At 64.9% G+C, this 10852-nt stretch carries 7 protein-coding genes; 2 read left to right on the plus strand and 5 right to left on the minus strand.

What is annotated here, in order from left to right; translation table 11 throughout:
- Nucleotides 1-36: 36 nt before the first annotated feature.
- The 4 genes from EDF57_RS22805 to EDF57_RS22820 form a co-directional block, all read right to left on the minus strand.
- Nucleotides 37-1071: a sulfate ABC transporter substrate-binding protein gene (locus EDF57_RS22805; protein ID WP_134095975.1), complete on the minus strand. Its 1035-nt coding sequence runs from the start codon at nucleotides 1069-1071 to the stop codon at nucleotides 37-39.
- 293 nt (nucleotides 1072-1364) lie between these two features.
- Nucleotides 1365-2216, minus strand: coding sequence for a TauD/TfdA family dioxygenase (locus EDF57_RS22810; RefSeq protein WP_134095976.1), 852 nt, complete (start codon nucleotides 2214-2216; stop codon nucleotides 1365-1367).
- A gap of 131 nt (nucleotides 2217-2347) precedes the next feature.
- A complete protein-coding gene (locus EDF57_RS22815) occupies nucleotides 2348-3886 on the minus strand; it encodes a CehA/McbA family metallohydrolase (protein ID WP_134095977.1) in 1539 nt (512 codons plus the stop codon).
- A 77-nt stretch (nucleotides 3887-3963) separates the two neighbouring features.
- On the minus strand, nucleotides 3964-6441 hold the full coding sequence (locus EDF57_RS22820) for a TonB-dependent receptor (protein ID WP_134095978.1): 2478 nt from the start codon (nucleotides 6439-6441) through the stop codon (nucleotides 3964-3966).
- Nucleotides 6442-6538: 97 nt separating this feature from the next.
- Between EDF57_RS22820 and EDF57_RS22825 the strand changes: the two genes are divergently transcribed.
- Complete coding sequence (locus EDF57_RS22825; RefSeq protein ID WP_243841242.1) at nucleotides 6539-7186, plus strand: TetR/AcrR family transcriptional regulator; 648 nt, start codon at nucleotides 6539-6541, stop codon at nucleotides 7184-7186.
- A 33-nt stretch (nucleotides 7187-7219) separates the two neighbouring features.
- Here the strand turns inward: EDF57_RS22825 and EDF57_RS22830 are convergent, their stop codons facing one another.
- The gene (locus EDF57_RS22830) at nucleotides 7220-7906 is read right to left on the minus strand and encodes a response regulator transcription factor (protein ID WP_165921495.1); all 687 of its coding nucleotides are present in this window, start codon (nucleotides 7904-7906) and stop codon (nucleotides 7220-7222) included.
- Between the two features lie 240 nt (nucleotides 7907-8146).
- On the opposite strand from EDF57_RS22830, the gene EDF57_RS22835 reads away from it, so the two are divergent.
- Complete coding sequence (locus EDF57_RS22835) at nucleotides 8147-10555, plus strand: TonB-dependent receptor (RefSeq protein WP_134095981.1); 2409 nt, start codon at nucleotides 8147-8149, stop codon at nucleotides 10553-10555.
- Nucleotides 10556-10852: the final 297 nt, after the last annotated feature.

The following is a 10852-nucleotide window of genomic DNA, read 5'->3' on the forward strand; positions in this document are numbered from 1 at the left end:
AGTGGCCTGCTCGATTTCTGGCGCGAAGGGCGCGGTTTACTTCTTGGTGTAGATGCGGTCGAACACGCCGCCGTCGTCGAAGAAGGTCTTCTGCGCCTTGGTCCAGCCGCCGAAGTCCTTGTCGATGGTGACGAGGTTCAGCTTCGGGAACTGCCCGGCGAACTGTTCCGCGATCTTGGGGTCGCTCGGCCGGTAGAAGTTGCGTGCGATCGCGACCTGGGCCTCGGGTGTGTAGAGATATTCGAGGTAGGCCTTGGAAACCGCTTCGGTACCGTGCTTCTTCGCATTGTTCGCGATCACGGCGACCGGCGGCTCCGCCAGGACCGAGATCGAGGGGACGACGATCTGGAACTTGCCGGCGCCGAGCTTCTTTTCGGCCAGCAGCGCCTCGTTCTCCCAGGCCAGCAGGACATCGCCGATGCCGCGTTCGACGAAAGTGGTCGTGGCGCCGCGCGCACCGCTGTCAAGCACCGGAACTTGCGCGAAGAGGCGCTTCGTATACGTCTCGGCGGCGGCATCCGATCCGCCCGCCTTGCGGCCGTAGGCCCAGGCGGCCAGGAAGTTCCAGCGCGCGCCGCCGCTGGTCTTGGGATTGGGCGTGATGACCTGCACGCCCGGCTTCACCAGGTCGGCCCAGTCGTGGATGCCCTTGGGATTGCCCTTGCGGACCAGGAACACGATGGTGGACGTGTAAGGCGCGCTGTTGTCGGGCAGGGCCTTCTGCCAGTCGGCCGGGAGCAGCCTGGCCTTGTCCGCGATCACGTCGATGTCATAGGCCAGCGCCAGGGTGGCGACGTCTGCTTCCAATCCGTCGATGATGGCGCGGCTCTGCTTGCCCGATCCGCCGTGGCTCATGCGGAAGGTCACGTCCTGGCCGGACTTCTTCTTCCAGTAGGCGGCGAAGGCCGGGTTCACGGCCTGATAGAGTTCGCGGGTGGGGTCGTAGGAGACATTGGTGATCTCCACCGCGTTGCCCGACTTGCCGCCGGAGCAGCCCGCCAGAGAGGCGGCCAGTGCCGTTGCGGCGGCCACCGAAATAAACAGGCGGCGATTGAGGGTTCCGGCTTTCATCGTGTCATGTCTCCCGTCAGAAGGCGCATTGCCTAAACTCAATCGATTTGGTTGACATTAAATATGTATTTGCAGGGTGGCAAGTCCACCTTTTGGCCGATGCGGAACTCCGCGGTTTCCCAAGGGTTCGGCGGCCCCGCCAGCGCCGAAGCGCGCGAAAAGAGCGCCCTTCGGTGCGTTTCCATAAGGACGGTATCCGTCCCGGGCCCTACCCAAAGGGAGCAGCGCCCCATCGTGCTGCAAAGCCCCGCACCCTTCAACTGCGAGAAAACCCGGGTGCCGCCGCGACCGATTCAGCCGAGCTGGGTGCCCTCGATGGTGATGCGGTGCATCTCGCGGCGATGGCCGTGGTAATCGTTGTAGGCGTAGTGCCAGGTGGCACGGTTGTCCCAGAAGGCGATCGAACCTTCCCGCCAGTGGAAATCCTCCTGGAATTCCGGACGGCGGCAATGGGCATAGAGTTCTTCGAGCAAGCCGCGCGAGTTCTCTTCGGACAGGCCCTGGATGTGCAGGGTGAAGCTGGGGTTCACGTAGACTGCGCGCTTGCCGCTGAGGGGGTGCGTGATGATGACCGGATGGACCGGGTCGTCCAGCAGGTCCGCAGCGCCGGCATTGCCGATTCGGCCGTCCCGCCGGGTGTCCTGCGCGGCCTCGTAAGCGCCGGCCCTGCTTCCGAAGACATGGCGTGCGGAATGGACGGCATGGCGCCCCTCCACTTGCGCCTTGAGCGGCGGCGGCAAGGCGTCATAGGCGGCGTACATCGAGGCGAAGGCCGTGGATCCGCCTTGCGGCGGCAGTTCGCGGGCCACCAGGATCGAGCCCAGCGCGGGGGCGAAGTCGTAGGAATGGTCGGTGTGCCAGCCGCCGCCGATATTGTGCTGCTGGTCCGGTTCCTTCACCACCAGCGCGATTTCCGGATAGACCGAATGGGCGGTGAAGAAGCGGTTGATGTTGATCGCGCCCCAATGGCGGGCGAAGTCGATATGCTGCTGTTCGGTGATGGACTGGTCGCGGAAAAAGACCACGCCATGTTCGGCAAAAGCCGCGCGCATCGCCGAAAGATCGTCTTCCGTCAGCGGACGGGCGAGGTCGATCCCGAGGATTTCGGCGCCGACGCGCCCATGCTTGCGGATTTCAATCGGCATTGTACGAACTCCTGACCGGGTATTCTCAACCTATTTGATTGAGTTTACCCGGTCAAGCCGTCCCAGCCCTCTCCTGGCAAGCGTTTCGCCGCAGTCCAGGCCCATCCGGTCGGCCCTGCGGAGCGGGAAGCTCAGTAGTTCACATATACCGGATTGGTCATGAAGAGCCGCGGCGCCCCGTCGCGCAGTTCGAAACGGATCCAGTGTCGCTGGCCGTCCGAGGTCCACTTGAGCGGCAGGGCCTGCCGCGCTTCGGTCAGGCTCTCGGCCGAGAGTTCCGCCGCCGGCTGACCGTCGACCAGGCCCACGAGCTTGCGGCCTTTCGCGCCGGTGATGGTGAGCGCCAGTTCCAGGGTCTGGCCGGCAGGCAGCGCGAAGGCATCCCCGACCGTTCCTGCACGGGCGCCGCCGCGCGCCGAGAGATCGAAGCCGAGGCCCGGTTTTCCGGTCATGTCGATCATGACGTGGCCTGCCTTCACGGCATCGAGAATGGCGCGTTCGGACAGTTCCGGCGCCCGCACCAGCGTGGTCGGGAAGCCGACGCCGAGGCGGCCGAGATCGACGTCATGGTTGTCGCTGCCGCCGATCGCGGTGATGCGGCGGCCCTGGGCGAGCTGCTTTTCCCAGATCGCCACATCGCCCCCGGCGTCCCCGCCGCCAAGCTGCTTCCAGAGGTTGCCGCTGTTCATCACTTCCATGGCGTCGGTCGCGGCGTAAGTCGCCTCGGGGGCGGACCAGCCGCAGCCGCGGCAACGGAAGTCGGTGGGCGATCCCGGATGGTTGATCGAGAACAGGCCGCCCGCGGCATGGGCGCGCTCGATCATGGTCGCCATGTCGGGCATGGATTTCTCGCCGAGGCGGTGGTCGATATATTCGGTGGTGCCGAAGACGTTGGCGTGGCCCTGCTCGGTGGTCATTTCGCGGCCGGGGATCAGCAGGATATCGTCGTAGAAGGGCTGGAGTTCGCGCATCGAGCCATAGAGCGCGACATTGTTGTGATCGGTGATCGCCGCGAAATCGAGATGGGCGGCCAGCGCCGCATCCACGGTGCGGTAGAGCGGGCAGGGCACGCTGCGACCCCGGCGGCTGGTGCAGAAGCCGTCGCTATGGCCGGTGTGAAGATGGAAGTCGCCGCGATACCACTTGTCGGCCGCTTCCAGCGGCTCGGGCGAGAAGGTCGAGACGGCTGGCACTTCGCCCGGCCGCCAGAACCAGATGCGGGCGGTGAAGCGCGAGGTCACCCCTTCGCCGATATAGGACACGCCCAGATCGAGCGACCAGCGCCGCCCGCCGACCGGCCCGGCGATGAACGAGGGCGTGGCGTTGTTCTCGTCGATCACGACGGTGTGCTTGTTGCTGCCGCTCCAGCCGCGGAACGTCCTGCCGTCGAACAGGCCGAGGTTGATCACGGTCTTCCCGTCCGGGCGGGTATATTCGTACTCCACGCCGATGCGGGTAACGCCTCCGGGGACGTCGAACGAGACCGGGACGTTGCGCTGGTAGTCCGAACGGTCGACCGTGCCGGTCAGCACGAGGTCCGGCTTCTCATGCCCTTTTGCCAGAGGCACCTTGTCCCATTCCGGCAGGTCCTGCGCGATTGCCTGGTGCGACCCGAGGGCAGAAGCGAGAAGGAGGGCGAGCGAGGCGAGGCGGGAGAAGGTCTTGGGCATGTCGATTGTCCCCGGAGGTGAGGGTTCCGGCGGGCGCGGCCATGGCGCCCGCCGGAGGGAGAGAGCGGAGAGGCCGATCAGAACCTGAACGTCACCGCGCCGCGCACGCTGCGGCCGAAGATCGAGCGCGCGATGTAGACCAGGTCGCCCACTTCCTCGTTGTCGATCGAGCCGGCACGGGGATTGCCCTCGGTCAGGCCGATCGTGTTGGTGAGGTTGTTGACGTAGAGGTTGAAGGTCAGCCGGTCGTTGACGTCGAACTTGGCGTTCAGGTCCACCGTCGAATAGGCGGGCAGGCTGATCTGGTTGGCCACTTCGGCATAACGCTGGCCGTAGTAGGCGAAGTCAGCCTCCACGCGCAGGCGGTTGTCCATCAGGTTGACGCCCGGAGTGATGCGGAAGCTGTGCTTCGGCACGCGGATCAGGCGGTTCTTGGAATAGTCGACGACCTGGCCGCTGGAATTGGTGTAGACGAAGTCGGTGAAGCGCGCGTCCTGCCAGGTCCAGTTGGCGTGGATGTCGAACCAATTCGCGGGGCGCCAGGTGGCTTCCAGCTCGGTGCCCCAGGTCTTGGTGTCGCCGTAGACCGTGTTGAGCACATATTGCCCGGCCGCGTTCTGGCGATAGTCGCTGATCTCGTAGCTCTTGTAGATCGAGTTGAAGCCGGTGAGATAGACGTCGAACGTGGGCGAGGCGTACTTCAGGCCGACCTCGTAGAAGTCCATCTTCTGCGTGACCGGGCTGGCCGCCGCATTGCCGAGGAAGCTGGAGACGCTGGGCAGGCGGAACGTGGAGGTGAAGCGGGCGAAGGCGCCCATGCGCGGCTGGAGCTGGTAGTTCGCGCCGAGCGTCCAGGCCATGTGATCGTACTTGCGCGAGAACGGCGCGAACACGCCCGAGCCGACCAGCACCGCGTCGTCGGCGGCGGTGGCGGACTGGCCGAGGTTGATCGTGCTCTTGCCTTCCACCTGGCCGCTGGTCTTGATCTGCTCCCAGCGAATGCCGCCATCGACGCGCAGGCGGTCGGTCAGCTTCCATTCGTCGCTGGCGTAGACGGCGATGGTGTCCGACTTGCCGAAGGCGTTGTTGAATTCCGAGCCGTAGCTGGCGATGCCGTCATTGGTGAACTGGTAGAGCGTGTTGCCGGCCGCATCGCGCAGCACGGCGTCGAGCAGGGCGGCATTGTCCTTCACGTCGGTGAAGATCGCCGCCGAGTTCGAATGGTAGGTTTCCTTGACGTGGGCATAGTAGAAGCCCAGCGCCAGGTCGTGGTGGCCGGCCAGTTCGAAGTCCTGCAGGAAGCGGGTGTCGGAAACGAACTCGTCTTCGGGAATGGTGAAGGAACGGGCGAGGTTGAGCAGGGCCAGGCCGTTGCCGTTGGCATTGGCCAGGTCCATCGGGCCGCTGCCGTTGGTATAGTTGAAGCCCAGCGTCTGGCCGGCGACCGTGTCGACGTACTTGCCATAAGTCGAGGACAGCAGGTCGGCGGCCGAGGCGACCGTGCGCGGGGTGATCGAGTTGCGCTTGGTGTAGCTGTCGCGGTAGCGCATCTTGTGCTCGACGCGCAGGCTGTCGGTCAGTTCGTAGTCGAACTCGCCGGTCAGCTGGGTGAGCTTGATGGTGGTGCCGATGCCGTTGTCGAACTTTTCCACGCCGTCCGGCGTCAGGAAGTCGAAATAGCGGGTTTCCTTGCCGGCGATGATGTCGCGCTTGGCGTTGAAGCCGGGCACGCCCACCGGATCGCCATTGCTGTCGTTGACGAAGGGCGTGACCATGGCGTTGCCGATGCGCTCGTCGATGCGCTTGACGCCCAGCATGAGCGAGCCGCGCTCGAACTCGCGCGAGATCGTGGCGCGGATCTGGCCGCCTTCGTCCTGGCGGTAGCCGGTGTGGCGCTGGCCGTCCGACAGGCGGTAATAGCCGCCGACCAGGAAGCGCCAGTCGCTGTTGCCGATCGGGCCGCCGACCCAGCCGTCCACGCGGTGCGAATTGTAGTCGGCCACTTCGTAGCGGACCGAACCTTCCAGATGGTCGCCGCCGCGCCGGGTGATGAAGTTCACGACCGCGCCGGGGGCGTTCGAATAGAAGATCGACGACGGACCGCCGCGCACCACTTCGATGCCCTGGATGGTCTGGTCCATGCGCAGGGCCTGGTCGCCGTTCAGCCAGCCGAGGCCGGCGTCGTGCTGGATGGTGATGCCGTCTTCCAGCAGCGAGAGCGCGGAGAAGCCGTCGGTCGGGATGCCGCGCACGCGGATATTGCCGCTGGCCTCGCCGGAGGAACTTTCGATCCAGAAGCCGGGCACGTTCTTCAGCGCCTCGCCCACGCCGATGGGCGCCTTCATCTGCAGTTCGGCTTCGGATATCGTCGAGATGGCGTAGCTCGCCTCGACCTTCTTCTGCGCACTGCCGGCGCGCGCGGTGACGATGATGTCGTCACCCGATCCGGCGGCGGGGTTGGGCGAGGCTTCGTCGGCATGGGCGATGCCCGAAGCGCAGGCGAAGACGGCCATCGCGCAGGCCGAGGCCTGCACGCGGAAACGGGACTTGAACATGGATGCGACCCCTGTATTTGCTGTGCGGACCGCATATGGTAGCTATAATTATCATTTTTATGACACCACGCGGCATTTGCGGTGTCCGGAGCACGAATTGGACCCTGACAAACCCCCTTACCGCAGGCCCGTGCAGGAGCGATCGCGCAAGACATTCAATGCCTTGCTCGATTCCGCCGCGCATCTGCTGGGGGAGGTGGGCATCGAGCGCATCTCGACGAACCAGATCTGCGAACGCGCCGGAATGACCCCGCCCGCGTTCTATCGCTATTTCGACGACAAATACGCGATTCTCCATGCCCTGGCCGAGCGTTTCATGGAGCGGCAGAACGTGGCGCTACAGGCCTGGCTGGACAATTACCGCGAGGCCGGGCTCGACGTGATCGAGGGCAAGGTGGTCGAACTGATCCGCACCATGCATGAGATCACGGCCAGCGAGCCCGGCGCCTTGTGGATCATGCGGGCGCTGCGGGCGATCCCGAGCCTCACGCCGATCCGCCTGTTCTCGCATAACTTCGTCTCGGACCTGCTGACGGACATGTACATGCCCTATCTCGCGCATGTTCCGCGTGAACTGGTGCTGCGGCGCACCCGCATGTCGGTGGAGATCGCCTATTCGCTGGACGAGATGCTGAAGGAAAAGGAAATGGACGCAGAAGCGCTGTTCGCCGATGCCGGCCATGTCTTCAGCGCCATGTTCCATTATCCCGAATATGCGCGGCCCGGGCACAAGGGCCCGGATTGATCGCGGTTTCGCAGCCGCAGTTGGCCGCCGCCCTCAGGCTTCGGCGCTGTCGAAGACATATCCGAACGAACGCACGGTGCGCGGCAGGTGCGGGACCTGCATCGAGCGCAGCTTGCGGCGCAGGCGGCTGACCCAGGAGTCCACGGTCCGCTCGTCGCAGACCTCCACGCTCTTGCCCAGCACGCCGATCAGTTCGCCGCGCGTGAACACCCGGTTGGGATTGCGCGCGAAGTGATTGAGCAGGCGCTGCTCATTCGATTGCAGCGGCACGACCAGACCCCGGTACCGGGTGAGATGCGAATCGGGCTGGATCATCAGCTCGCCGATCTGGATCGCCGGGGTTTCCTTGCGCGCGGCCGCGGCAGGCTGGTAGATTCGCAGGCGCTGCACGAGCGCATGCGGGGTGAGGGGCGCGATCAGGTAGTCGTCCGCCCCCGCGTCCAGCGCGCGGGCCTGGGCGCGCGGATCGGCCTCCGGCAGGATCATCGTCATGTGGAGGGGATGGTCGTTGATGCGGTCGCGCAGCAGCCCGCAGAGCTGAAGTCCCGACATTTCCGGCAGAAGCCAGTCCACGAAGATCCAGGTCGGGGCCCTGGCGGGCCGCGCGCAGAGTTCGGTTGCGTTCATCACCGCCGCCTCGAAGGAGAGGAAGTTGTCACGAACGGCGCTGACATGGGCAAGGTCGCCCGAGGTCAGCACGATGTCGCCAGATTTGATCATGGTATCCTGCAGTTTCGATACGAATGATCCGGCCACATAGTGCCGTGATCGCCGCCATGCACATGTCAAATTTGTCATGTTCGCCCGGCCGCGTGTCGCCACAATTGCGTCAAGAAAATTACAAGAAAGCAACACGGATGTGACGCGGGTTGCGCCTAGTCAGCCTCCCTGTCGCCCCGCCGGGCGGGCCCCTTGCCGCGACTGCAAGGAGGAAGACCAAGCATTTCAGGGAGTTTTCGCATGATTCGCCACGCCATCCGTCTGGCGGCCACTTGCAGCATCGTCGCGTTGAGCCAGGCGCCGGTAGCCGCTTTCGCCGATGAAGCCGCAACAATCGCTCCCGCGGCCGACAGCGCCGCCGCGGCCGACAGCGACGGCTCGGTGCCGATCATCGTCACCGCCACCAAGCGCGAGACCGACCTCCAGAAGACTCCGATCGCCATCGCCGTCATCGGCAGCGCGGATATCGAGAAGCAGCACGTCCAGAGCCTGATCGACCTGGCCAGCGGCACCGTGCCCTCGCTGCGCGTCGCCACGTTCGAAGCGCGCCAGTCTGCCCTTACCGTCGGCATCCGCGGCATCGTGCCGTTCGACGCCAACCAGACCGCGCGCGACCAGGGCGTGGGCGTCTACCTCGACGGCGTCTACCTCGGCCGCCAGCAGGGCCTGAACGCCGCGCTGTTCGACGTGCAGCGCATCGAAGTGCTGCGCGGGCCGCAGGGCACGCTGTTCGGCCGCAACACCGAAGGCGGGGCGCTCTCGATCGTCACCAAGGCGCCCACCGGCGAATTCGGCGGCCGCGTTTCGGCGGGCCTCGGCAACTATGGCCAGCGCGACGGCGAAGCGCACATCGACTTCCCCGAGTTCCACAACATCTCGGTCAAGGTAGACGGGGTCTACCAGCACCAGGACGCCACGGTGAAGAACCCGCTCGCGGGGCAGACCGGCTGGAACTACTACGACCGCGTCGGCGGCCGGATCCAGGCCCAGTGGAAGCCGTTCGAAGGGCTGACGGCGAACATCTCGTACGACAAGTCGCGTGACGACAACACGCCGATGTACAGCCAGCTCATCAACTACAACCCGAACAACCTGACGGTCGCCACGCTGGCGGATATCGCCAGCCAGGGCGGCAAGCTGAAGGCCGGGCAGATCGCCCCGCTTTCCCCGCTCGTCCAGGTCAGCGGCGACAAGCGCATGAAGACCGCGGACATCGGCGTGCCGCAGCAGCCCAGCGTCGATCGCACGCAGGGGGTGATGGGCAACCTCAGCTACGACCTCAATCCGAACCTGACGCTGCGCTCGATCACCGCCTGGCGTGACGTCCACACCGACCAGTACGACAACTCGGGCGGCGCTCACCGCACCGTGTTCCTGCCGAACGCCAAGTTCAGCCGCTACTCGCTTTCGTTCCTCGACCAGAACCAGTTCAGCCAGGAACTCCAGCTGGTCGGCAGCCTGCCGCACCTCGATTTCGTGGCCGGTGCCTACTATTACAACGAGCACGCCAGCGAGAACGCCGCCACTCCCAGCTCCAACCAGTGGAACGCGGACGGCTCCGGCTACACCGTGCTGAGCCCCAGCGTCTCGGGCGTTGTGAGTTCGTCCAACCAGGGCTGGGACGACAGTTCGCTGTTCCTCCAGCGCGACAGCCACGCCAAGGCCCAGAGCCTGGCCGCCTTCGCGCAGGCCACGTATACGCCTGCCGGGCTTGACCAGGTCCACCTGACCGCCGGCGGCCGCTTCACGCACGACAAGCGCGACGGCGTGCTCGATATCGTCAACGGCGCGGCTTACGATTACACCTTCCGCTACCGCAAGGACCGCTTCGACCCGATGGTCACGCTGGCCTATGACGCCACGCAGGACGTGAACCTCTACGCCAAGTACTCGACCGGCTACCGGGCCGGCGGCGCCAACGACCGCTCGCAGACTTTCGACGCCTTCGGCCCGGAAACGGTGAAGTCCTATGAAGTCGGCGCCAAGATGATGTTCCTCGATCGCAAGGTTCGCCTGAACCTGGCCGGCTACATCATGGACCGTGATGGCACCCAGGTGGACTTCGACAACGTCAACACCGATCCCACCAGCCCTTACTTCAACCTGCACACGCAGGAGACGCTGAATGCGCCGGGTACCACCAAGATCCGCGGCGTCGAGGCGGAACTGAACGTCCACCCCACGCACAATCTCACGTTCGGCGCCTCTTATGCCTATACTTATACGCGTGTGCCGCGGACGCTGAATCCGTTCCTCAGCACGGCCGACAACCCGGTCTACCAGAACGTCTTCATCGTCTACACGCCGAAGAATGCCGCCTCGGTCTTCGCGGACTACACGGTGCCGGTGGGCAGCGGCGACGAAAGCGTCCAGGTCCATCTCGACGCCGCCTATGCCGATGCGCAGTACAGCTTCGAGGACGAAGACGTGAAGGCGCAGAGCAGCTTCATCGTGAATGGCCGCATCGCCCTTGCCGACATCCCGATGTCCGACAACGGCACCAAGCTGACGGTCTCGGTCTGGAGCCGCAACCTCCTCAACGAGACGCACATCTACCGCCTGTCCTACGCCAATGCGAACACGCTGGGCGCTTACGGCAACTTCAATCCGCCGCGCACTTTCGGCGTGGAGGGCACCGTCAACTTCTGACGTTTCACCGTTTCGGCAGGCCTCTCCCTGTGGCCTGCCGGCAGGTTCCTGCCTGCATTCCTGCACGCGGCGCGGCTCCGGCCACGCCGCGTGTCGTTTTTCTGGTCACCCCGGCGGGTGTGGAAAACTTTTCAGGAAAAAGGGTTTGACCGAATCACGGGTGGCACTTAGAGGGCCTCTCACCGCAGCGGACCACACGGTCTTGCAGCGGTCGCCAACAGAGACGGACAGCTTGTTCCCCCATCGCAAGAAAGCGGGGAGCGCTAGTTGTCCGGCTTTACTGTTCGGCGGGTCTCG

This window comes from Novosphingobium sp. PhB55 (genome assembly GCF_004368805.1).
GTDB lineage: Bacteria > Pseudomonadota > Alphaproteobacteria > Sphingomonadales > Sphingomonadaceae > Novosphingobium.

Excerpts from the sequence above, each read along its gene's own strand:
- EDF57_RS22805 (WP_134095975.1), bottom strand. The coding sequence starts at position 1,071 with ATGAAAGCCGGAACCCTCAATCGCCGCCTGTTTATTTCGGTGGCCGCC.
- EDF57_RS22810 (WP_134095976.1), bottom strand. The coding sequence starts at position 2,216 with ATGCCGATTGAAATCCGCAAGCATGGGCGCGTCGGCGCCGAAATCCTC.
- EDF57_RS22815 (WP_134095977.1), bottom strand. The coding sequence starts at position 3,886 with ATGCCCAAGACCTTCTCCCGCCTCGCCTCGCTCGCCCTCCTTCTCGCT.
- EDF57_RS22820 (WP_134095978.1), bottom strand. The coding sequence starts at position 6,441 with ATGTTCAAGTCCCGTTTCCGCGTGCAGGCCTCGGCCTGCGCGATGGCC.
- EDF57_RS22830 (WP_165921495.1), bottom strand. The coding sequence starts at position 7,906 with ATGATCAAATCTGGCGACATCGTGCTGACCTCGGGCGACCTTGCCCAT.
- EDF57_RS22835 (WP_134095981.1), top strand. The coding sequence starts at position 8,147 with ATGATTCGCCACGCCATCCGTCTGGCGGCCACTTGCAGCATCGTCGCG.